19 protein-coding genes are annotated in these 23,626 nt (G+C 61.3%); 8 read left to right on the top strand and 11 right to left on the bottom strand.

Features of this window, described 5'->3' with window-relative positions; translation table 11 throughout:
* Positions 1 to 344: 344 nt before the first annotated feature.
* From AB5Y83_RS14910 to AB5Y83_RS14890, 5 genes are all read right to left on the bottom strand, one after another.
* The gene (locus AB5Y83_RS14910; RefSeq protein WP_368175430.1) at positions 345 to 1,184 is read right to left on the bottom strand and encodes a PfkB family carbohydrate kinase; all 840 of its coding nucleotides are present in this window, start codon (positions 1,182 to 1,184) and stop codon (positions 345 to 347) included.
* 106 nt (positions 1,185 to 1,290) lie between these two features.
* On the bottom strand, positions 1,291 to 2,262 hold the full coding sequence (locus AB5Y83_RS14905) for a LysR substrate-binding domain-containing protein (protein ID WP_071913734.1): 972 nt from the start codon (positions 2,260 to 2,262) through the stop codon (positions 1,291 to 1,293).
* Between the two features lie 183 nt (positions 2,263 to 2,445).
* Entirely contained in the window at positions 2,446 to 3,174 is a 729-nt protein-coding gene (locus tag AB5Y83_RS14900) for a glutamine amidotransferase (protein WP_005357481.1), read from the bottom strand.
* 83 nt (positions 3,175 to 3,257) lie between these two features.
* Positions 3,258 to 4,754, bottom strand: coding sequence for a CoA-acylating methylmalonate-semialdehyde dehydrogenase (locus AB5Y83_RS14895; RefSeq protein WP_368175429.1), 1,497 nt, complete (start codon positions 4,752 to 4,754; stop codon positions 3,258 to 3,260).
* An 81-nt stretch (positions 4,755 to 4,835) separates the two neighbouring features.
* On the bottom strand, positions 4,836 to 6,167 hold the full coding sequence (locus AB5Y83_RS14890) for an aspartate aminotransferase family protein (protein WP_005357473.1): 1,332 nt from the start codon (positions 6,165 to 6,167) through the stop codon (positions 4,836 to 4,838).
* A 186-nt stretch (positions 6,168 to 6,353) separates the two neighbouring features.
* Here AB5Y83_RS14890 and AB5Y83_RS14885 point away from each other — a divergent pair, with 186 nt between their 5' ends.
* From AB5Y83_RS14885 to AB5Y83_RS14860, 6 genes are all read left to right on the top strand, one after another.
* Complete coding sequence (locus AB5Y83_RS14885) at positions 6,354 to 6,896, top strand: cupin domain-containing protein (protein WP_005339643.1); 543 nt, start codon at positions 6,354 to 6,356, stop codon at positions 6,894 to 6,896.
* 124 nt (positions 6,897 to 7,020) lie between these two features.
* Positions 7,021 to 8,517 (top strand): aldehyde dehydrogenase, encoded by a 1,497-nt coding sequence (locus tag AB5Y83_RS14880; RefSeq protein ID WP_368175428.1) that lies wholly within the window; start codon positions 7,021 to 7,023, stop codon positions 8,515 to 8,517.
* Positions 8,518 to 8,643: 126 nt separating this feature from the next.
* A complete protein-coding gene (locus tag AB5Y83_RS14875; protein WP_005341999.1) occupies positions 8,644 to 8,814 on the top strand; it encodes a hypothetical protein in 171 nt (56 codons plus the stop codon).
* Between the two features lie 125 nt (positions 8,815 to 8,939).
* Complete coding sequence (rarD, locus tag AB5Y83_RS14870; RefSeq protein ID WP_368175427.1) at positions 8,940 to 9,842, top strand: EamA family transporter RarD; 903 nt, start codon at positions 8,940 to 8,942, stop codon at positions 9,840 to 9,842.
* Positions 9,843 to 9,984: 142 nt separating this feature from the next.
* Positions 9,985 to 11,604, top strand: coding sequence for a methyl-accepting chemotaxis protein (locus tag AB5Y83_RS14865; protein WP_368175426.1), 1,620 nt, complete (start codon positions 9,985 to 9,987; stop codon positions 11,602 to 11,604).
* A gap of 121 nt (positions 11,605 to 11,725) precedes the next feature.
* Positions 11,726 to 12,835 (top strand): YeeE/YedE thiosulfate transporter family protein, encoded by a 1,110-nt coding sequence (locus AB5Y83_RS14860; RefSeq protein ID WP_236322643.1) that lies wholly within the window; start codon positions 11,726 to 11,728, stop codon positions 12,833 to 12,835.
* Between the two features lie 79 nt (positions 12,836 to 12,914).
* Here AB5Y83_RS14860 and ompA read toward each other — a convergent pair whose 3' ends face one another.
* The 6 genes from ompA to ilvG form a co-directional block, all read right to left on the bottom strand.
* Positions 12,915 to 14,009, bottom strand: coding sequence for a porin OmpA (ompA, locus tag AB5Y83_RS14855; RefSeq protein WP_236322644.1), 1,095 nt, complete (start codon positions 14,007 to 14,009; stop codon positions 12,915 to 12,917).
* Between the two features lie 301 nt (positions 14,010 to 14,310).
* Positions 14,311 to 15,831, bottom strand: a complete 1,521-nt coding sequence (ilvA, locus tag AB5Y83_RS14850) for a threonine ammonia-lyase, biosynthetic (protein ID WP_167570662.1) — start codon at positions 15,829 to 15,831, stop codon at positions 14,311 to 14,313.
* A 3-nt stretch (positions 15,832 to 15,834) separates the two neighbouring features.
* Positions 15,835 to 17,676 (bottom strand): dihydroxy-acid dehydratase, encoded by a 1,842-nt coding sequence (gene ilvD, locus AB5Y83_RS14845; RefSeq protein WP_368175425.1) that lies wholly within the window; start codon positions 17,674 to 17,676, stop codon positions 15,835 to 15,837.
* A gap of 143 nt (positions 17,677 to 17,819) precedes the next feature.
* Positions 17,820 to 18,764, bottom strand: coding sequence for a branched-chain amino acid transaminase (locus tag AB5Y83_RS14840; protein WP_368175424.1), 945 nt, complete (start codon positions 18,762 to 18,764; stop codon positions 17,820 to 17,822).
* Between the two features lie 12 nt (positions 18,765 to 18,776).
* A complete protein-coding gene (ilvM, locus tag AB5Y83_RS14835) occupies positions 18,777 to 19,055 on the bottom strand; it encodes an acetolactate synthase 2 small subunit (protein ID WP_064337574.1) in 279 nt (92 codons plus the stop codon).
* Complete coding sequence (gene ilvG / locus AB5Y83_RS14830; protein WP_368175423.1) at positions 19,052 to 20,698, bottom strand: acetolactate synthase 2 catalytic subunit; 1,647 nt, start codon at positions 20,696 to 20,698, stop codon at positions 19,052 to 19,054. Before ilvG ends, ilvM begins: the two co-directional genes overlap by 4 nt.
* Positions 20,699 to 21,082: 384 nt before the next feature.
* Between ilvG and AB5Y83_RS14825 the strand changes: the two genes are divergently transcribed.
* Together AB5Y83_RS14825 and AB5Y83_RS14820 are read left to right on the top strand one after the other, a co-directional pair.
* Positions 21,083 to 22,597, top strand: a complete 1,515-nt coding sequence (locus tag AB5Y83_RS14825) for a YifB family Mg chelatase-like AAA ATPase (protein WP_139741315.1) — start codon at positions 21,083 to 21,085, stop codon at positions 22,595 to 22,597.
* Positions 22,598 to 22,723: 126 nt separating this feature from the next.
* Positions 22,724 to 23,623, top strand: a complete 900-nt coding sequence (locus AB5Y83_RS14820; protein WP_005356150.1) for an acyltransferase — start codon at positions 22,724 to 22,726, stop codon at positions 23,621 to 23,623.
* Positions 23,624 to 23,626: the final 3 nt, after the last annotated feature.

The following is a 23,626-nucleotide window of genomic DNA, read 5'->3' as shown; positions in this document are numbered from 1 at the left end:
GTCGCACTTGCCTCTTACTACAAGCCAGGAATCAGGACGACAACATTGAGCTAAGAGGCAGGAGACAACCGGTTTGCCTCTGTTTGCCCATTGGTTCGCCAGAGGGGGGCCTGTCTCTTAATCTGAGTTGCGGAGTGACAGGTTAAGAGCAGCACAACCGGGTGTCGATGAAGATGCACATAAATCGACACTTTCTTTGATTGATCGCAAACTTGCCGGGTTAGCCCGGCGTTTGCCCACTTTATGGCTGGTAAATCTCCCGAATAGTTCCCCTTACCAAGCCCCTTCGACCAGCAGCCATATGGCCTGCGAACAGCCCCTCAATCGACAGTCAAGGAGGTGGTTCAGTGGGGTTGTTTCAGCCAGTTTTTCAGGGCAACCGAGGGGATGGAGCTCTCGGAGGCGACAGCAAATGCGCCCCAGTCCACCGCGCACTGCAACGCATCCTTGATCGCCATGCCCCGCGCCAGACCGTGGATCAATCCACCAGCGAAAGCATCCCCTGCCCCCGTGGTATCGACCACCGAAACAGGACGGGCGGCAACCCTAATCTGCTCATCGCCGTGGATGGCCACTGCGCCCGCCTTTCCTTCGGTCAGCACCAGCCATTCGAGCTGCTCCCCCGCCAGCTGGCGGGCATGTTGCCAGGGGTCGCTCACCTCGCCGAGATCGGAGCGGGAAGCCACCAGCACATGGCAGGGACGGCGCGCTTGGCCGCCCTTGGGATACTGGGCCACCACGAAGCTCTTGCCGAGCATCTGGCGCATGTAGCTGATGATGGCGGTGCCGGGATAGTTCACATAGAGGCAATCCACCCCATCAAGAGACAGATCGCCAGGCAGATCGGGACGCCGCGGGCGGCGCAGTATGGTACGCTCGCCGGTGGAGTCCACCAGGATCAGCAGCTCGCCGGTCTCGCCGCCAAAGCGCTCCACATGGCTGCAATCCAACCCGTAACCGGCCGCCTGCTCCAGCAGCCAGTCGCCGGTCTCGTCCAGCCCGATACGGGAAGCAATGGTCACCTCGTGGCCCGCCCACACCAGCCCGATGCCGGTGTTGGCGGCGCCACCGCCGAGCCTGCGCCCCTGATCCACATATTGCAGCCGGGCCCCCGCCACCAGAGGTTCGGAGAGGGAGAGCACATGATCACAGTTGAGATTGGCAAGCAGCAGAATGCGGGACATAGAGACCTCGGACGATGGAGATAGCCCAAAAGAGACAGGCTGAACCCCGAGTAGAGCCCAGCCTGACAGAAGAGACAACCGGCAGCGATCGGGAATCCGATCGGGATCAATAGATGGGCAGCTCCACCCCGGCCAGCAGCTCGTCGATGCGCGCCTGGGTCGGCTGCTGCATCACGCTCTGGATCACCTCCTTGGTGAGGTGGGGCGAGAAGGAGCTGATGAAGTCATACATGTAGTTCTGCAGCAGGATGCTCTTGCTGAAACAGATCTGCGCCGGACAGGGTTTGAACAGGTGCTCCAGATTGATGGAGACCAGCCCGGGGCTGTCGGTGTCGTTGGCCACCAGCGAGGAGATGATGCCGATGCCAAAGCCCAGCTCCACGTAGCGCTTGATCACCCCGGCGTCCATCACCGTCATGTAGTAGCTCGGGGTGAGACCGGCGGCATGGAACACCTCGTCCTGCACCTGACGGCCAGTGGCGCCACTCTCGTAGCTGAGGATCGGGTAGTGGCAGAGCTGCTCCAGGGTCGGCTTCTTCACCTTGGCCAACGGGTGATCCTGCGGCACCACCAGCGAGAGAGTCCAGAGGTAGGCGGGCAGCGCAATCAGCTCCTTGTCGAAGCCAATCTCGTGGGCAACGATGGAGAAATCGGAGTAACCCTTGCTGATCTGCTCCTTGCTCGCCGACATTACCGGATGGAGGTGGAACGAGATCTTGGGATACTTCTTGGTGAAGTAGGTGACCGACTTGGGCAGCAGGTAGCGGGCGATGGTGTGGGTGGTGTGAATATTGAGGGTGCCCACGGTCGGGTCCAGATACTCGCGGGAGATCGCCTTGATCTTGCTCTCGATATTGAGCATCGCCTCGGCACACTTGATGATCTCCTCCCCCACCGGCGTAATGCGGTGCAAATGCTTGCCACGGCGCTCGAAGATCCGCACTCCCAGCTCGCTCTCCAGCAGGCCAATCTGTTTGCTGACCCCCGGCTGACTGGTGAAGAGCGCATCAGAAGCCACGGACACATTGAGGTTGTGGTCCCGGATCGCGATCAAATACTTCAATTGCTGTAGTTTCAAGGCGTCACACTCTCACACTGGTTTGGCTCAGACAGGTTTGGCTCAGGCCGGGACGGCAATCAAGCCAGACAAACAGGCCGCCACATGGGCGGCCAGTGTACCATCCGATCCCGACATCTCAGCGCTTGATCCTTCATTTTGCTACAAAATCTAGCATCCGAAGGGGTGGCTGACAAACCGGGCTCAGGCCGCGCCAGCCCGCAGCGGCAGGATCCCCAGAAACTGCAGCAGCCACTGCATCATGGTCGCCGAATCCACCTCACCCTCCAGCGAGGAGAGGCTGCTCTGGTAGCGCTCGTCGGGCAACAGGCCACGGCGCCGCTCGATCAGCGCCCGGTTGTACTCCACCGAGAACTCAGGATGCCCCTGAATGGCGACGATGTGATCACCCTGCAAAAACATGAAGTTGGGACAAAAGTCGTTGCCCGCCAGTCGGGTTGCCCCCGGCGGCAGCAGGGCCACCTGATCCTGATGGCTGGCCAGAATGCGGATCTGATCTCGCGCCGGCGCCATCCAGGGCTCATCTGCCAGCATGGGGTGCACCGACACTCCCAGCCCCCACCCCTTGGTAGACTTCACCACCTCGCCGCCCAGCGCCTGGGCGATCACCTGATGACCGAAGCAGACACCGGCCAGCTTGACGTCGGCATCGTGCGCCTGGCGGATCCACGCCCGCAGTGCCTGAATCCAGGGAATATCGCTGTAAGCATCGTGGCGCGAGCCGGTGATGAGCCAGGCATCGCACTCGTGCAGATCCTCCGGCAGCTCCCCATCGAGAGCCGACCAGACCCGAAATTCCAGTTCGGGGGCCAGGGCCGCAAAGCCCCTGATAAACATCTCGGAGTAAACGGGGCCAAAACGATCCGCCAGATCGGGATCGAGCCGGTCACAATCGAGAATTCCCAATCGCATCTGTTGTTCCTTTACAGAGTTCGCCCCCGCCAATCATCGACCGGCGGGGGCAAGAGGTTAGGCCATGAGCACGCGCCAGCGCGTCACTTCATGGTCGGCATGGAGAACTCGGCACCACTGCGCAGGCTCTGGGGCCAGCGCGCCGTCACCGTCTTCATCCGGGTATAAAAGCGAACCCCGTCCGGCCCGTGCATGTTGAGCGGCCCGAAGATGGAGCGCTTCCAGCCGCCAAAGCTGTGAAACGCCATCGGCACCGGAATGGGAACGTTCACCCCTACCATACCGACCTGCACCCGCGCCGTGAAGTCCCGCGCGGTATCGCCGTCACAGGTAAAGATGGCGGTGCCGTTGCCGTACTCGTGCTCGTTGATGAGGCGCAACGCCGTCTCGTAGTCCGGCACCCGTACGATGGAGAGCACAGGGCCGAAGATCTCCTCGCGGTAGATACGCATCTCTGGCGTCACCTCGTCAAACAGGCAGCCCCCGATAAAGTAACCCTCGTCGTGGCTCAGCGTACGGCCATCGACCCGCAGCGCGGCCCCTTCGGCCACACCCTGATCCACGTAGCCGCGCACCTTGGCCAGATGCTCCTTGCTGATGAGCGGCCCCATCTCGTTCTCCGGGCTCTGGCCCAACCCCGGGCCCACCCGCAGTTTTTCCACCAGTGGCGTCAGCTTGGCCACCAGGGCATCGGCGGTCTCGTCACCCACCACCACGGCTACCGAGATCGCCATGCAGCGCTCGCCCGCTGCCCCATAAGCAGCCCCCATCAGGGCGGAGACCGCCTGATCGAGGTCCGCATCCGGCATCACCACCATGTGGTTCTTGGCACCGCCCAGCGCCTGCACTCGCTTGCCATGGGCCGAGGCGGTGGCATAGATGTACTGGGCAATAGGGGTGGAGCCGACAAACGAGACGGCACCGACCCGCGGATCGGTCAGCAGCACGTCCACCACCTCCTTGTCACCGTTCACCACGTTGAGCACGCCGTCCGGCAGACCGGCCTCCTTGAGCAGCTCGGCCATCCGCAGCGAGAGGGAGGGATCCTTCTCGGAGGGCTTGAGAATGAAGGTGTTGCCGCAGGCGATGGCGACCGGGAACATCCAGAGCGGCACCATGGCCGGGAAGTTGAACGGGGTGATGCCGGCGCAGACCCCCACCGGCTGCATCATGGAGTAGCTGTCTACCCCGCGGCCGACGTTGAGGGAGTGCTCCCCCTTGAGCAGATGGGGAATGCCGCAGGCAAACTCCACCACCTCCAGCCCGCGGGTCAACTCCCCCTGCGCATCGGAGAAGACCTTGCCGTGCTCGCGACTGATGAGCTGGGCCAGCTCGTCCCTGTGCTGCTCCATCAACTCCTTGAAGCGGAAAAAGACCCGGGCCCGCACCAGCGGCGGGGTTTGTGACCAGTCGACAAAGGCGCGCTCGGCGATGGCGATCGCCTCCTGACACTCGGCGGCGCTGGAAAGCCCCACGTTCCCCTGCTGCTTGCCGCAGGCGGGATTGAAGATGGCCCCTTGCCGCTCGCTGCGACTCTCCTGCGGCTGGCCGTTGATGAAGTTGCTGACCCTGTATGTCATGTATCCTCCGTGATAACTGATGCAGTAAATGCGTTGAGCAAATCAACGCAAGGCCCCGCCAGTGCGGGGTCATCAAATGGGTTAAGGTTGGGCCTGCAGGGCATCCTGCAGCAGGGTGAAGAGATCGTCGATCTGGCTGCGCTCGATAATGAGAGGTGGCGACAGAGCGATGATGTCGCCGGTCACCCGGATCAGAGCCCCCTTCTCGAAGCAGCGCACGAACACCTCGTAGGCGCGTTTGCCCGGTGCATCCGGCATCGATTCCAGCTCGATCCCCGCCACCAGCCCGTAGTTGCGTACATCCTTCACATGCTTGCAGCCCTTCAGCGAATGGGCCGCCTCCTCCCAGTAGCCAGCCAGATCGGCGGCGCGGCTGAGCAGGTTCTCGTTGCGATAGATCTCGAGGGTCGCGAGCCCTGCAGCCGCAGCCACCGGATGGCCGGAGTAGGTGTAGCCGTGGAACAGCTCGATGGCCCCCTTTCCTGCCGCCATCATGTCGTCATAAATGTGCTTCTGCACCAGCACCGCGCCCATGGGGATGGCACCGTTGGTCAGCCCCTTGGCGCAAGTGATCATGTCGGGAATGACATCGAACTCCTGCGCGGCGAAGGGGGAGCCAAGGCGACCGAAACCGGTGATCACCTCGTCAAAAATCAGCAGGATGCCGTGCTTGGTACAGATCTCGCGCAGCCGCTTGAGGTAGCCTTTGGGCGGCATCAGCACACCGGTGCTGCCGGCGATGGGCTCGACGATCACCGCCGCGATATTGCTGGCATCGTGCAGAAAGACGATCTTCTCCAGCTCGTCGGCCAGCGCCACATCCTCCTCGGGCAGCCCTTTGGTAAACGCATTTTTGGCGATGTTGAGGGTATGCGGCAGATGATCCACCCCGGTCAGCAGGGAGCCGAACCACTTGCGGTTGCCGGGAATGCCCCCCACCGAGATGCCGCCAAAGCCGACCCCGTGATAGCCACGCTCGCGGCCAATCAGCCGGGTGCGGGTGCCCTGACCGCGCGCCCGCTGCCAGGCCAGCGCGATTTTGAGCGCGGTATCGACCGACTCTGAGCCGGAGTTGGTGTAGAAGACATGGCCAAAGCCCTTGGGAGCGATCTCCACCAGCTTGTTGGCCAGCTCGAACGGCAGCGGGTGGCCCATCTGGAAAGTGGGGGCAAAATCGAGGTGGGAAATCTGCTGGGAGACCGCCTCGGCAATCTCGCGCCGACCATGGCCCGCGTTGCAACACCAGAGTCCGGCTGTGCCATCCAGTATCTTGCGGCCATCCTCTGAGTGATAATACATCCCCTCTGCCGACTTCAGGATACGCGGCGCCGCCTTGAACTGCTGGTTGGCGGTGAACGGCATCCAGAACGCGGACATGTCGGAGGGCGTATTGATGTCGCTGATCGGTTTCATGGTCACCTCATCCTTAAGGTGTTTAGCAACTATCGGCCAATGCCTATTAAATTAAACACCTGAATCCATAAAAAAGGGCCCGTTATCGCCCTGTCTGGTGCCACCCCTAGCTAGACGCATCAGCAGGGTGGTATAAGATATTTAACACAATTTTAATAATAGTAAACAGTCAAGGAGTGTCTATAGATGGATATCGGTCACCGCCTCAAGGCGGTTCGCACCAAGGCAGCCCTCTCCCAGCGCGAGCTGGCCAAGCGCTCCGGTGTGACCAACGGATTTATCTCCCAGATCGAGAAAAATCAGGTGAGCCCCTCTGTCGCCTCCCTGCGCAAGGTGCTGGAAGGGATCCCCATGTCGCTGGCCAGCTTCTTCACCGAAGAGACCGAAATGGGCACCGAAGTGATCTTCCGCGCCGCCGATATGCCGGATCTCGGCACGCATCCCATCAGCTACCGGCTGGTCGGGCACAGCCGTGCCAACCGCGCCATCGGCATGTTGCAGGAGGTGCTGCCACCGGGCGCCGACACCGGCGACGACATGCTGAGCCACGAGGGTGAAGAGTGCGGCATCGTCATCAAGGGCGAGGTTGAAGTGACCGTGGGCGAGCAGATCTACCTGCTGGGCGCCGGGGATGGCTACTACTTCGACAGCCGCACCCCCCACCGTTTTCGCAATAGCGGCGAGCAGGAGTGCGTGCTGATCTCGGCCAACACCCCCGCCAGTTTCTGACATTCAGACGCGCATCGGCAGGGGAGCAATGTTTAATGAATTGTTACAAGATGGATTTACAAGCGGCAGGATGTTTAGCATATTGATACGCGGAAACTGACTTTTGCCGGTTCAAGGAGTGAACATGAGTGACCTGACCCTGGCCCAGTGGCAACACAAGGCCGCCCATCTGACCCGGCCCTCGCAAGCCTTTATCAACGGCAGCTATCGGGATGCCGTCAATGGCGCCACCTTCGATTGCATCAACCCGGCCAACGGCAAGCTGCTGACCAAGGTGGCGGCCTGCGATGCCGCCGATGCCGAACTGGCGGTGCAGGCCGCTCGTGCCGCTTTCGAGGACAAACGCTGGTGCGGGCTGGCCCCGAAACAGCGCAAGCAGATCATGCAGCGTTTCGCCGAACTGATGCGCCTCAACAAGGTGGAGCTGGCGCTACTGGAATCGCTCGACATGGGCAAACCCATCGGCGATGCCATGGGCTATGACGCCCCCGCCGCCGCCAACTGCATCGCCTGGAATGCCGAAGCGATCGACAAGATCTACGATCAGGTCGCCCCGGTCGAGGAGTCCGCCCTGGCGCTGGTGACCCGCGAAGCCCTCGGGGTCGTCGCCGCCATCGTTCCCTGGAACTTCCCGCTGGTGATGGCCTGCTGGAAGCTGGGCCCGGCGCTCGCTACCGGCAACTCGGTCATTCTCAAGCCTTCCGAAAAATCCCCCCTGACCGCCCTGCGTATCGCGGGTCTGGCCAAGGAGGCAGGCATTCCGGACGGTGTGTTCAACGTGCTGCCGGGCTTTGGCCATACCGTGGGCGAGGCGCTGGCCATGCACATGGACGTGGATTGCATCACTTTCACCGGCTCCACCAAGATCGGTAAACATCTGGTGGAGTGCTCCGGCAAGTCCAACCTCAAGCGCGCCTTTATGGAGTGCGGCGGCAAGAGCCCCAACATCATACTGGCGGATGCGCCGGATCTGGACGCCGCGGCCAAGAGCGCCGCTGGCGCCATCTTCTACAACCAGGGCGAGGTGTGTACCGCCGCCTCTCGCCTGCTGGTGCAAAACAGCATCAAACCGCAATTTATGGAGCGACTGCTGGCCCATGCCCGCGAGTGGATCTCGAGCAACCCGCTCGACCCTGCGACCCGCATCGGCGCCATGGTGGATCACATCCAGATGGAGCAGGTGCTGCGCTATATCGAGATTGGCAAGCAGGAGGGGGCCAAACTGCTGCTGGGGGGCAACCGCACCAATATGGATAGTGGCGGCTTCTATATCGAACCCACGATTTTCGATGAAGTCACTCCGCAGATGCGTATCTTCCGCGAGGAGATCTTCGGCCCTGTGCTGGCGGTGACCGGCTTCGATACACTGGAAGAGGCCATTGCGCTGGGCAATGACACCGACTACGGCCTGGCGGCGGCGATCTGGACGGCTGATCTCAACAAGGCGGTGAAAGGTTCCCGCGCCCTGCGCGCCGGTACCGTGTTCGTCAACAACTGGGACGGCGGTGACATGACCATGCCATTTGGCGGCTTCAAACAGTCCGGTAACGGTCGCGACAAGTCACTTCATGCGCTGGAGAAGTACACCGAGCTGAAAAGCACCTGGATTCAGCTGGAATAACACGACAAAGCAGCACTATCGGATCAAAAAGGGGGAGAAATCCCCCTTTTGCATTTTTGGCCTTCCATCACCGGGCTCAATCCTTATAATGATAAAAAAGCCAACATGTTAAATATAAAGACAAAAATGCTATTTTTTCTGGGAAGCGTACTTTTTCTGGTGATCGGTTTGCCCCTGCTGTTCTTCGTGCTGGGGCACGGCGAGGCCTACGTGACCTGGGGCCCCTGGATCTCCGCCATCGCCCTGATGTTGTGGCTGTTGATGGACGTCGACAAGATCCGCCGTGGTAAAGGCTGACCTGCCAGCCACACTCCTCCTATCCCTCAAACTTCGTTTATTCGCTTCTTTCCCCGCAAAAGGATCGCTACACTGATTTTTTGCGATGTTTTCCCGCATCCAACGCTTCAGTAAAGGTCATCCGCATGCCGCAACAGATCCAGCGTCAGGGCGTCATCTACGCCCTGTGCGCCTATACCCTTTGGGGCATAGCCCCCATCTATTTCAAGACCATCTCTGCCGTCCCGGCCGCCGAGATCCTGACCCACCGGATGATCTGGTCCTGCGTGCTGCTGATGGTACTCACCCTGGCAGGGCGCCAGTGGCACAAGGTGCAGGCGGTGCTGCGCCAGCCAAAAGTGTTGCTCACCCTGGCGTTTACCTCGGTCACCGTCGGCGGCAACTGGTTGCTGTTCATCTGGGCCATCAACAACGGCCATATGCTGGATGCCAGCCTCGGCTACTACATCAACCCGCTGTTCAACGTGCTGCTGGGAATGGTGTTTCTGAGCGAGAAGCTGCGCCGCCTGCAGTGGTGGGCGGTGGCGCTGGCCTTTGCCGGGGTGGCGATCCAGCTTATCGCCTTTGGCTCCTTGCCCTGGATTGCGCTGGTGCTGGCGTCGAGTTTCGCCATCTATGGGCTGGTGCGCAAAAAACTGGCCCTCGATGCTCTCACCGGTCTGCTGATCGAAACCATGATCATGCTGCCGCCAGCGGCCATCTATCTGTGGGGCTTTGCCGACAGCCCCACCAGCCATCTCACCCAGAACGACTGGCACCTCAACCTGCTGCTGATCGCCGCAGGCGCCGTCACCACGGCCCCCCTGCTCTGCTTCACCGCAGCCGCGACCCGGCTCAAGCTCTCCACTCTGGGCTTCTTCCAGTACATAGGCCCCAGCCTGATGTTTATCCTCGCAGTCACCCTCTATGGGGAAGCGCTGGCGATGGACAAACTGCTCACCTTCGCCTGCATCTGGAGCGCGCTGGTACTGTTCAGTCTGGATGGGCTGCGCAACGGCAACACCAAGTCTGCACCAACCAAAGAGTAAACCCTGTCATCCTGCCCCGGCCGTCGTGCCGGGGCAAACCTCGGCAGCAGAACTTTTCTCGTCATCTCACGCCAGTCACGATTGAATCACCTTCCTGATAATGAAGCTATGCTATCCATGGACAACACCGCATGGAGGCATCATGTTCAGGCAAATTCACGACCGTTCACTGCTATTTAGCCAGCTGCTTGGGGTGCTGGTCATTATCGTGCTGATATCAATCAGCTTTTTTGGTCTCTATTCGCTCAGGAGTGCAGCCGACCAGATGGGACAAGGCAAGGATGTGGTCGCCGATATCCTGCCACCTCCGCTCTACCTCATCGAATCCCAACTGCAGGTCTATACCCTGCTCCATGCCAAACCGGAGGAGCGGGAGGGGTTGCTACAGACTCTCGCTCGCCTGCAAAAGGAGTTCGAAGAGCGCAACCGCTTCTGGCAGGAGAGCAACCTGAACGAGCAACTCAAACGGCTGCTATTGGGGGAACAGAAACAGCAGGGGGAGCTGTTCTGGCAGTTACTCAACGACAAGTTTGTCCCCGCCATCAAGGTGGGGGATCTGGCGCAGGCGGGTGCGATTGCTGCACGCCTGCGAACCCTCTATAACGCCCACCGGATCGGAGTGGATGCTACCGTCATCAGCGGCAACCAGTATGCCGCCGAGCAGATGGCCCATCTCGCCAGTACAACCCGGCTCTGCTATGGCCTCTTGCTGTGCGCAGCTCTACTGGGCGGCGGACTCATCTTCTGGCTGGGGCGACCCACCCAGCAGCGCCTGATGGCCGCCGGCAAGGCCACCGCCGCCATTGCCGAAGGGGAATTGAACCGTCCCATGCCGGAACCTGGCCTCGATGCCATCGGCGAGCTAATCCGCCAGATCGGAACCATGCGCGATCAGCTTGCCACCCTGGTCGAGTCGCTGCAGCGCAGCGCCAGCACTCTCGATGATCGTGCCACCAACCTGACGTCGATGGCACAACGGTACACCGATGACAGCCAGGCGCAGGTCGGAGCAGCTCAACATATCGAACAGGCTATCGAACAGCTCACTCACTCCATCGAGCAGGCGGGTAAACAACTCCATCAAGTGGGGGACCGAACCCTCCAGTCAGCCGAGCGGGCACAAGAAGCATCGCGCGCCATGCGCACCGTGGAGCAGGTGATCGAGGAGCAAGCCACTGGAGTAAAGCGGGTATCCAGCACCATTTCAGATCTGGCTGGCCTTTCGCAGCAGATTGCCGGGCTGGCTGGCGCCATTCACGATATTGCGGAGCAGACCAATCTGCTGGCGCTCAACGCCGCGATTGAAGCAGCCCGGGCAGGCGAACAGGGGCGCGGTTTTGCCGTCGTGGCCGATGAAGTCCGCTCGCTGGCGACCCGCACCGGCAGCGCCACCACCGAGATCAACACCATCATCGGCAAGATCCAGGATGTCAGCCTGCGCGCCGCCAGCGAGATGGATACCGAGCTGGCCCGGGTCGAACAGGCGGTCACTCACACGATGACAGCGCGCCAGAGCGTCGCCCGGATCGCGCAGAGCTGCGAGGAGATCAACCAGCGCATCGCTCAGGTCGATCAGTTGATGAGCGATGAGACCCGGCTGATACAAGGGATCCACCATCAGGTCGGCGAGATGTCGCGGTTGGCGGCCGAAGTAAATCAGAGCGCCAGCCACGCCGCCGAAGAGGCGACCATGGTCGCCCAGCACGCCCGCATCCTGACCAGGCAGACTCACCACTTCCATCTCGACACCACCCGCCATTGATCCCCGGCGCTGACGGGAGTCAGCGCCCCCTTTTTCTCTGCATTGACTAAATGGGTAGCATTGGACTCCACGAGGGAATAGGATCCGCCCCTCTGAAAACCAACTGCAAGGATCAACAGACATGAATCGAAAATGGTCGCTCCCCATCGTGGCAATCGCGGGGGGAGCGTTACTCTGGCTTGGCAACACCTTTGGTATGAAATGGGCTCTGATGGCCCTGATCGGATTCGGCTTCGGCTTCACTCTCTCCTTCAGCCGTTTCGGCATCGTATTCGGTTGGCGCGAAATGCTGACCAAGCGCAACAGCTACTATGTGCGGGTTCACCTGCTCACCATTGCCATCGAAATTCTGCTGTTCACCACCTTCCTCTCCTTTAGTCACGCCCTGTTTGGCGATGCCATGGTGGGTAACGTGATGGCTATCGGCATTCCTTTCATCGTCGGTGCCTTCCTGTTCGGCATCGGCATGCAGCTGGCAGGCGTCTGTGCCACCGGCACTCTTTATTGCTGCGGCGAGGGACAACCCCGCTTCTGGCTGGTGCTGATCTGCTACGGCATCGGCACCCTTATCAGCAACCAGTTCCGCCCCGAACTGGAGGCCACCTTCTCCAGCCATGTGGTGCTGGCCAAGGATTTGACCGGCAATATCTGGAGCGGCATGCTGCTCAACCTGGCGCTCGTCGCCGCGCTGTTCCTGCTGTTTCGCAACAGTGAACTCAAGCGTACCGGCGAACTCAAGCCCCTCTTCAGCGGCGGCAATCTGTTCTGGCGCGATGGCCGCTTCACCGTGCTGACCGGCGGCATCATCATCGCCCTGCTCAACTCGTCCGTGGTCGCTCTGCACGGCTCGGCCTGGACCATCACCGGCGCCGTCTATGACATGGCGCTGCGCGGTGCCTCCCTGTTTGGCCTGTTCGAGGGCAACCCCAAGCTGGCCCAGCCACTCTTTATCAACCCCATGGTCGGCATGTTCTGGCTCGGCATTCTGGGGGCCATGCTGGCGCGCTGCATCAGCGGGGGTGGTAACTTCGCCCCGATGCGGATCGGCAACAGTCTGGCCTCCATCATCGGCGGTCTGCTGATGGGGATGGGCGCCATGTACGCCGCCTGCAACCTCGGCGGCTTCTTCGATGGCACTGCGTCCGGCAGCCTACACGGCTGGGTCTGGATGTTGATGGCCCTGGCTGGCAGCCTGATCGGCATTCGCCTGCGCCCGCTGTTCGGGCTCTGAGGCTCGATATCGTAAACACCCCATAAGAAACGGGAGGCCAAGCCTCCCGTTTTTACATTTATTGCTCCCGTCGCTCTGCTTATTGGACAGGCTGGGAAACCCCTTCCAAATGAATTTCCACCCGGCGATCCGGTGCCAGACAGGCGATCAGCTCTTGCTTGGAGCGGCTGGCACAGCTGTTGCCAGTGACCGGATTGGACTTGCCACGCCCCTCGACCCGTACCTTGTCGGCATACAAGCCTTTGGATACCAGATAGCTGGCCACGCTCTGAGCCCGCTTCTCGGAGAGGGCCAGGTTGTAGTTGTCGGAACCGATGCGGTCGGTATAACCGATGACAGTTGCGACACCATCTTTCGGATTGGCCGCCACAATCTGGCTGAACAGGGCATCGAGCGCCTGATTGGCAGCCGGTTTCAGGGTCGCCTTGTTGAACTCGAACAGCACATCGGAACTCAGACTGAAGGTCTTGGGCTCAACCACGGCTACAGGTGCCGGTTCGGCTGCCGGAGCGGGCGCCGGTGCAGCGACCTCGCCACCTTGCTGACCGAAGCGATAGAGCATCCCGAACGAGATCAGGCCGTTATCCATCTCGATACCGGAACGATCGAGAGAGGCATCTCCCAGCGGCGTGGTGTACTGGTACTCCAGACGGGCAGCCCAGTCACGATCGATGGCGTATTCGGCACCCAGCGCACCAACGAAGGCGGCGCCATGCTTCTTGCCGGTCTCGCTGGTATTGGCGAAGCTGATCTCGCTATCCGTCCAGGCATAAGCACCGCCCAGTCGGCCATAAAGATCGAGCACGTTCGTTGCCGGGAAGCTGATCTTCATGGTGGCCTGAATCATCTGGCTCTTGGCTTCGGTCTTGAGGGTATTGGCGCCAGTGCCCGAAGTGGTGTCGTATTTGCCAAGCCAGTCATAACCCAGCTCGAAACCCAGGTTGGGGTTGAGCTGGTAACCGGCGAACAGGCCCAGACCCAGATCATCCGTGTTCTCGCTGGTATTACCCAACGTCTGGGCAATCGACTCGGCATACTGGTTGTGGTCAACGCCATAGTAATTGGACCAACCGGCCTTGCCACCGACATACCAGGTATTGTCCTGAGCGGCGGCCTGTACGGCTCCGGCCGCCAGCAAACCACTGACCAATACGGCAAGCATGGATTTATTCATATTTTCGCCTCTGCAATAAGTCGTTATGGGCGCCTGAGTGCGCACTTTCCCTGTGTGAAGCCGTCAGGCGGCCTCTCCGCTATTCAGGGTATCCCATCCGAACGCAGCCTCAAATGACCAAGCCATCAGGAGTGTGAGCTTGCCAGCAATATCCGGCGTAAAAATCACCTGTGTACCTATTCACACTGTTTTGCCAGTTAAACCATGACTTTGCGTCGTACGGAGTGGACCTATCCACACGCAGCAATAAAAAAGGGAGGCATAACGCCTCCCTCCCGGTGAGTTGTTGCAGCCCCCTTGCTCAACTAGCCAGGAATAAACGGTAGGCGGGGTCGTCGCTCACCTCTTTCCAGCCGTAACCAATCTCGCGCAGGTAGTCGTGGAAGGCGGCCACGTCTTCGTCCGGCAGCTCGAAAGCGCAGAGCACGCGGCCGTAGTCGGCACCGTGGTTGCGGTAGTGGAACAGGCTGATGTTCCAGCGACAGCCCAGGGTCTCGAGGAAGCGCATCAGGGCACCCGGCTGCTCCGGGAACTTGAAGCTGTAGAGCCGTTCACCGAGGGGCCGGGCCGGGCGGCCGCCAATCATGTAACGCACGTGGTTCTTGGCCAGCTCGCTCTCGGTCATGTTGACCACCGGATAGCCGTTGCCGCCGAGCTGATCGATGATCTGGCCCAGCTCTTCATCACCACCGGTGAGACGCACCGAGACGAACAGCGACGCCTGCTCGGCATCGGCGTAGCGATAGTTGAACTCGGTCACCATGCGCGGGCCAAGCTGACGACAAAAGTCGAGGAAGGCCCCCTTGCGCTCGGGGATGGTCACCGCCAGCATGCCCTCGCGCTTCTCGCCGATCTCGCAGCGCTCCGACACGTAGCGCAGGCTGTGGAAGTTGACGTTGGCGCCGGAGAGAATGGCCGCCATCCGCCCCCCTTTGACCTGCTCCCGCTCGCTGTAGGCCTTGAGGCCCGCCAACGACAGGGCGCCTGACGGCTCGGCAATGGCGCGGCAGTCGTCGAAGATATCTTTCAGCGCGGCGCAGATCTGGTCGTTGGAGACGGTCACCACCTCGTCCAGATACTGGTTGCACAGGCGGAAAGTCTCCTCGCCGATGCGCTTGACCGCCACCCCGTCGGCAAACAGCGAGACCCGCTCCAGATTGACCGGCTCGCCTGCCGCCAGCGCGGCCTTGAGGCAGGCGGAGCCCTCCGCCTCCACCCCGATCACCTTCACATCCGGCAACAGCTGTTTGATATAGACCGCCACCCCGGCGGCCAACCCGCCGCCCCCCACCGGCACGAACACGTGGGTGAGGTGGGTATCCTGCTCCAGCAGCTCCTTGCCGATAGTGCCCTGCCCGGCGATCACCTCGACGTCGTCAAACGGCGGGATCAGGGTGTAGCCCTCCAGCTCGGAGAGGCGGCGACTCTCGCCATAGGCCTCGTCGAAGCTGTTGCCGAACAGCATGACGTTGCCGCCCTGCCGGCGCACCGCGTCGATCTTGATGTCCGGCGTGGTCTTGGGCATCACGATGATCGCCTTGATGCCGAGTTTGGCGGCCGACAGAGCGACCCCCTGTGCGTGGTTGCCGGCAGAGGCGGCGATGACGCCGCGCGCCTTCTGCTCCTCGGTCAGGGTAGCGATCTTGTGGTAGGCGCCGCGCAGCTTGAAGGAGTGGACCGGTTGCAGATCCTCCCGCTTCAGGCTGACATGATTGCCGAGCCGCTCGGAGAGTTTCTTCAGGGTTTGCAAGGGGGTGACCCGCGCCGCCTCATAGACGGGAGAGAGCAACACCTTGCGTAGATAATCCGCCGCAGAGACCATGATTTATTCCCCCAGCATCGAGCGATCGCGCACCGCGCCCTTGTCGGCGCTGGTGGCGAACATGGCGTAGGCGCGCAGGGCAAAGGAGACCTGACGCTGGCGGTCGAGCGGCTTCCAGCCACGGGCCTCGACGGCGACGCGGCGGGCGGCCAGCACGCTGTCAGCCACCTCCAGCACCATGCTGCGAGCCGGGATGTCGATGTTGATGATGTCGCCATCCTCCACCAGACCGATAGTGCCGCCAGAGGCCGCCTCCGGCGAAACGTGACCGATGGAGAGACCCGAGGTGCCGCCGGAGAAGCGGCCGTCGGTGATCAGGGCGCACGCCTTGCCCAATCCCATGGATTTCAGATAGGTGGTGGGGTAGAGCATCTCCTGCATGCCGGGGCCCCCTTTCGGCCCTTCATAGCGGATCACCACTACTTCACCTGCTTTCACTGTGCCGTCGAGGATGCCGTTCACCGCACTCTCCTGACTCTCGAATACCCGGGCCGGGCCACGGAAGGTGAGGTTCTCCTCATCCACCCCGGCAGTCTTGACGATGGCGCCGTTGACCGCGAGGTTGCCGGAGAGCACTGCGAGACCGCCCTCCTGGCTGTAGGCGTTATCCAGCGAGCGGATACACCCTTCGGCTCTGTCCAGATCCAGCTCCGGCCAGCGACAATCCTGACTGAACGCCTTGGTGGTGCGGATGCCGGCCGGGCCGGCACGGTAGAAGTCCACCACCTCCTGACTCGGCTGACGGCTGACATCATATTCATTGAGCTGTTCGACGAGGGAACAACCCAGCACGGTACGGGTATCCCCATGCACCAGGCCCGCTTTTTCCAGCTGGCCCAGAATGGCGACCACGCCACCGGCGCGGTGCACATCTTCCATATGGTACTTCTGGGTGGAGGGCGCCACCTTGCAGAGCTGGGGCACCTTGCGCGACATGCGGTCGATATCGGCCATGGTGAAGTCGACACCGGCCTCCTGCGCCGCCGCCAACAGGTGCAGCACGGTATTGGTGGAGCCGCCCATGGCGATATCGAGCGCCATGGCGTTCTCGAACGCCGCCTTGGTGGCGATATTGCGTGGGAGGGCACTCGCATCATCCTGCTCATACCAGCGCTTGGCCAGAGTCACGATGCGCTGACCCGCCAGCTTGAACAGCTGCTCGCGGTCGCTGTGGGTCGCCAGCATGGAGCCGTTGCCCGGCTGGGAGAGGCCAAGCGCCTCGGTCAGACAGTTCATGGAGTTGGCGGTAAACATGCCGGAGCAGGAGCCGCAGGTGGGGCAGGCACTGCGCTCCACCTGCTCGCTCTGGGAGTCCGACACCTTGGGGTCGGCGCCCTGGATCATGGCGTCCACCAGATCCAGCTTAATGATCTGGTCGGAGAGCTTGGTCTTGCCCGCTTCCATGGGGCCGCCGGAGACGAAGATCACCGGAATGTTGATGCGCAGGGCCGCCATCAGCATCCCCGGGGTGATCTTGTCGCAGTTGGAGATGCAGACCATGGCATCGGCGCAGTGGGCGTTGACCATATACTCCACCGAGTCGGCAATCAGCTCGCGCGACGGTAGGGAATAGAGCATGCCGCCGTGGCCCATGGCGATGCCGTCATCTACGGCGATGGTGTTGAACTCTTTGGCAACGCCACCCGCAGCTTCGATTTCGCGCGCCACCAGCTGGCCCAGATCCTTGAGGTGGACGTGACCCGGCACAAACTGGGTAAAGGAGTTGACCACGGCGATGATGGGTTTGCCGAAATCCTGATCGGTCATTCCGGTGGCACGCCACAGGGCGCGGGCCCCGGCCATGTTACGTCCGTGGGTGGTGGTGGCGGATCTCAACTTCGGCATGTCTCTACTCCCTGAATGCCCATATGGGCTCGATGCGTTATGCGGTGATGATACGAGTGGATCGGAATCGATCCTGGTGAAGGCTCCTCTGGGAAGCTCTCACCGGAAGCGACTCGGGGAGGCACAGTGCCTCCCCTCTCTTATCAGTCTTTGACGGGCGTCAGCCAACCCCACTTGTCCTCGGTCTTGCCATTGAACAGGCCGAAAAAGGCGTTCTGCAACTGCTCGGTCACCGGGCCACGGCTGCCAGCACCCACCTTCATCCGATCGACGGAGCGCACCGGGGTCACCTCGGCGGCGGTGCCGGTCATAAAGATCTCGTCCGCCACATAGAGCGCCTCTCGGGGCAACGCCTGCTCGCGCACCTCGTAACCCAGATCACGGGCCAGCGTCATGATGGTGTCACGGGTGATGCCGGGCAGGATGGCAGCGGTAGCGGGCGGGGTAAACAACACGCCGTTCTTCACCAGGAACAGGTTCTCCCCCGCCCCTTCGCTCAGATAGCCGTTCACATCCAGCGCCAGCCCCTCGGCGAAGCCGTTGCGCTTGGCCTCGCGGCTGATCAGCTGGGATGACAAATAGTTGCCGCCCGCCTTGGCACCGGTGGGAATGGTGTTGGGGGCGAGCCGGTTCCAGGAGGTGACGCAGACATCCACCCCGTTTTTCAGTCCCTCTTCCCCCAGATAGGCGCCCCACGGCAGAGCGGCGACCATCAGGTCAGCCTTGGCATCCAGCGGTGGATGCAGCCCCAGCCCCACATTGCCGACAAAGGCCAGCGGGCGCAGATAGCCGCTCTTCAGGCCGTTCTCGCGCACCACGGTGCGGCAGGCTTCATTCACGTCGGACTCGCTGTAGGGGACGTCCATCCAGTAGATTTTGGCGGAGTCGAACAGGCGGCGGGTGTGCTCCTGCAGACGGAAGATGCAGGTGCCTTTGGGGGTATCGTAGGCGCGCACCCCCTCGAACACCGAGGAGCCGTAGTGCAGAGCGTGACTCATGACGTGCACCTGGGCATCTTGCCAGGGTACCAGTGTGCCGTTGAACCAGATGTACTTGGGTTGAGAGGCAGATTGGGAAGGCTGTGACATTGGCTTGGCTCCTTAAGCTCTGATCCGGGGTTGCTGTTCCAGTGCATCGACCCGGGAAACGTCCACCAGCTTCACCAGCTGGCTCCACAACTGCTGGATGGGACGCACCGACTCGACAGTAACCGTGATCCGCAGCTGTTGGCAATCCTGCTCCATGTTGAGGGCGCAGAGATTGAAACCGCGGTGACGCACCACCCGCAGCACCCGCTCCATCACTTCGGGTCTGGGCTGGGCGTGGATATGCAGGGTGTGCTGTGCAAATGCAGGCTGTGCAAGGGGGTGCGGGTTCATGGGCGTTGCTCCATCATCTGGTGGTTGGCGACTCCCGGCGGAACCAGGGGCCAGACGTTTTCTTCCTCTGAAATAGCCACATGCAGCAGGTAGGCACTCTCGCTTGCCAGCAGGCGATCGAGGGCGCCGACTATCTGCTCCTTGCATGTGATGGTCTCACCCGGAATGCCGAAAGCGGCAGCCAGGGCGACGAAATCGGGGTTGTCGGAGAGGATGGTCTCGCTATAGCGGCCGTCGAAAAACAGCTCCTGCCACTGGCGCACCATGCCGAGACGCTGATTATCCAGCAGCACCATCTTCACCTTGAGCTGGGCGCGGCGGATGGTGCCAAGCTCCTGCACATTCATCATGAAAGAGCCATCACCGCTCACCAGTACCACTTCATCCTCCGGGCGCGACATCTTCGCGCCGATGGCGGCAGGCAGGCCGAAACCCATGGTGCCGAGACCTGCGCTGGAGAGGTGGTTACGCGGGCTGGTGAAGCGCATGTGCTGGGCCACCCACATCTGGTGCTGGCCCACGTCGCAGGCCACCACGCTGCTCTCCGGCAACTTGGCAGAAAGCTGCTTGAGCAGGGCCGGGGCGTAGATGGCCTGACCCGGGTGGTCGTAGCGGAACGCATACTCGCGGGCCATGGCGGCACAGTGCTCACGCCAGGGGACGATGTCGAGAGTCATGGCGAGGCGCGGCAGCACCTGTTTGAGATCCGCGGTGATCCCCACCTCGGCGGCACGGCGCTTGCCGAACTCGGCGGCATCCACATCGAGATGGATCACCTTCGCCTCGGGGGCGAACTCCTCAAGCTTGCCGGTCACCCTGTCGTCGAAACGGGCGCCCACCACCAGCAGCAGATCGCACTGCTGCACCGCATAGTTGGCCGCCTTGGTGCCGTGCATGCCGAGCATGCCGAGATAAACGGGGCTGTCGGGGTCGAGCGCGCCGATCCCCTTGAGGGTGGTGACCGCTGGCATGCCGGTTGCGGCAGCAAAATCGCGCAACTGCTGCTCGGCATTGGCCATGCCCACTCCACCACCGACGTAGAGCACCGGACGCTCGGCTGCGGCCAGCAGGGTGCGGGCTGCGGCCAGATCCGAGGGGTTGAGCACCTCCGGCTCTTCCACTGCAAACAGCGGGCTCTGGGCAGGCACCGCGGCCAGTTGCACATCCTTGGGGAGATCGATCAGCACAGGGCCGGGGCGACCTTCGGTGGCGATGGCGAAAGCTTCTGCCAGCACACGCCCCAGATCGGCGGCATCGGTCACCATGAAGGAGTGCTTGGTACAGGAGAGGGACATGCCGAGCACGTCGACCTCCTGAAACGCATCGGTGCCGATGGCGGAACAGGGCACCTGACCACTGATGGCCACCAGCGGCACCGAATCGAGCAGCGCCTCCGCCAGACCGGTCACCAGATTGGTGGCGCCGGGGCCGGAGGTCGCGATGCAGACTCCCACCTGACCGGAGGCGCGGGCATAACCGACCGCGGCCATGGCGGCGCCCTGCTCATGGCGGCAGAGCTGATGGGCCAGACCACCGTCATACAGGGCATCGTAGACCGGCATGATGGCCCCGCCCGGGTAACCAAACACCTGGGTCACACCCTGTTTCTTGAGAGCCTGTACCAAAAACTGCGCGCCGTTCATGTGGAAAATCCTGTCCTTTGGTCGAAAAAAAACCCCCGAGCTGTAAGGCTCGGGGGTCGCTTGTTTCGTTCTGTCCGGTGGTGGGTCTATCCCTTGTTCCGTGCAGCTAAACGAGCCCCGAGCGGTGAGATAATAATCACCACTAGGACCACAATAATGCTGACGAAACGGGAGGCCATGTTCATAGTTACAACCGGAAATCCTGTGAAATTGGGGCGGTTTCTACCGCGAATGGCTATTAGAACTAGCACGGTGATTTTTATTGGGCAAGCCTTTTTTCTGTGACAACCCACTGATTTTGGCTATTCCCCAGCCGGAACTCTGGAATAAAAAACCAACAACAAGCAGTTAGTCAGAACATATATCAACTCAAGGACGGGATTTATGTCATTAGCTGTGGTTTATAGCCGTGCCAGCCTCGGGATCGCGGCCCCGCAAGTTACAGTGGAAGTTCACCTCTCCAACGGCCTGCCCGCCTTCAACATGGTCGGCCTGCCGGAAACCTCGGTGAAGGAGTCGCGAGATCGGGTGCGCAGCGCCCTGCTCAACGGCAATTTCGAGTTCCCGAGCAAACACATCACCGTCAATCTGGCCCCCGCCGATCTGCCCAAGGAGGGAGGCCGCTTCGATCTGGCTATCGCTATCGGCATTCTCGCCGCTTCCAAGCAGATACCGGCAAAATATCTGCTCGATCACGAATTTTTAGGGGAATTGGCCCTGACCGGAGAGATCCGCCCCGTACTCGGGGTACTGCCTGCCGTACTCGCCTGCCGGGATGCGGGACGCACCCTGCTGGTGCCGCGGGAGAACGGCCCGGAAGCCTCCCTCATTCAGGATGCCGAGGTGCGCACCGCCCACCAGCTGCTGGCAGTCACCGCCTGGCTGGCAGGACAATACGAACTGCCACTGCCGAATCCCCAAAGCGCGGAGAGCCTGCCCGATGTGCCAGACCTGCAGGATGTGATTGGCCAGTCACAGGCCAAGCGGGCGCTGGAGATCGCCGCCGCCGGCAGCCACAACCTGCTGTTCATCGGCCCACCCGGCACCGGCAAGAGCATGCTGGCGAGCCGATTGCCCGGCATTCTGCCGCCGCTCAGCGAGCAGGAGGCGCAGCAGACCGCCGCCATCCACTCCATCGGCGGCCTCACTCCGCGCGCCGGTCACTGGCACCACAGACCCTATCGCACGCCCCACCACAGTGCCTCCGCAGTAGCGCTGGTGGGCGGCGGCAGCCACCCAAGGCCCGGCGAAATATCGTTGGCCCACAACGGGGTGCTGTTTCTGGATGAATTGCCCGAGTTCGAGCGCAAGGTGCTCGACTCCCTGCGCGAGCCGCTGGAGACGGGCCACATCACCATCAGCCGTGCCGCCCGTCAGGTAGACTTTCCCGCTCGCTTCCAGCTGGTCGGCGCCATGAATCCCAGCCCCTGCGGCCACTATGGCGATGGCCAGACCCGCTCCAGCCCGGATCAGATCTTGCGCTACCTCGGCAAGCTCTCCGGCCCCTTTCTCGACCGCTTCGATCTGACTGTGGAAGTGCCGCTGCTACCCAAGGGGAGCCTGACCGGCAAGGCGGAGCGGGGGGAGTCTAGTCAGCAGATCCGCGATCGGGTACTGGCGGCGCGAGAGCGCATGCTGAGCCGTAACGGCAAGCTCAACAACCTGCTGGATAGCCGTGAGATAGAGGATATTTGCCGCTTATCACCGCAAGATGCCGAATTTTTGGAGAACGCCATCCAGAAGCTGGGGCTCAGCATCCGGGCCTGGCATCGCATCCTGCGGGTGTCACGCACCATCGCCGATCTGGCCGGGCAACCCGCCATCGGCAAGGAGCATCTTATCGAGGCGCTCGGTTATCGCGCCATGGACAGGCTGCTGTCGCGACTGCGCAGCAGCTGACAGAAGGGAAAGGGTGAGTCCAACCCCGTAAAGGCTCTGAATGGTCTCGCAGGCAATCGGCTGATATTATGGCCACAGATCTGACCACTTGATGGCCCTTTATCGACAGCAAGACGGACCCGACTCATGCCCAACAAGCTGACAGAGCGACTGCGCGGCAGTCTCTCCACCCTGCTCTATTTTTTCAACACCCTCTTCTGGTTTGTCCCCATCTTCTCGCTGGGTCTGCTCAAGCTCCTGCTCCCCCTCAAGGGGTGGCGCACCCTCTGCAACTGGCTGCTCGATGGCTGTGCCAGCTGCTGGATCGGTTTCAACAATCTGATCCAGAAAACCATCATCAAAACGCCTTTCGAGGTGGTCGGAGTGGACAAAGGGCGCCGGAATGAGTGGTATATGGTGATTGCCAACCATCAATCCTGGGTCGACATACTGGTATTGCAGCGGGTTTTTAACCAAAAAATCCCCTTCCTGAAGTTTTTCCTCAAGAAAGAGCTTATTTGGGTACCTTTTCTCGGCCTGGCATGGTGGGCGCTCGACTTCCCCTTCATGCGGCGATATTCCAGGAAATTTCTGGAAAAGCATCCCCATCTGAAGGGAAAAGACATAGAAACAACTCGTAAAGCCTGTGCCAGGTTCCGCCACATTCCGGTGAGTGTGATGAACTTCGTCGAAGGCACCCGCTTCACCAAGGGCAAACATCAGAAGCAGGGTTCGCCCTATCGTCACCTGCTCCAACCGAAAGCAGGCGGCATCGCCTTTACCCTGGCAGCCATGGGTGACCAGTTGCATCAACTGGTGGATGTCACCATCGCCTATCCGGACGGCATCCCCAGCTACTGGGACTTCATGTGTGGCCGGGTCGGGCAAATCAAGGTTCAGGTCCGCTATTTGCCGATCGACCGCAAGCTGGTGGGGGATTACTTCAATGACCCCGAGTTCCAACAAGAGTTTCAACAGTGGTTGAACGGGATCTGGCACGAAAAGGACCAGACCCTAAGCCAACTGCTGGCAACCAAGGCGCAGTAAACA

Origin of the sequence: Aeromonas sp. R5-4 (assembly GCF_040908215.1) — a bacterium.
In the GTDB taxonomy this organism is placed as follows: domain Bacteria; phylum Pseudomonadota; class Gammaproteobacteria; order Enterobacterales; family Aeromonadaceae; genus Aeromonas; species Aeromonas veronii.
This window is presented reverse-complemented; position numbering and strand designations above follow the sequence as displayed.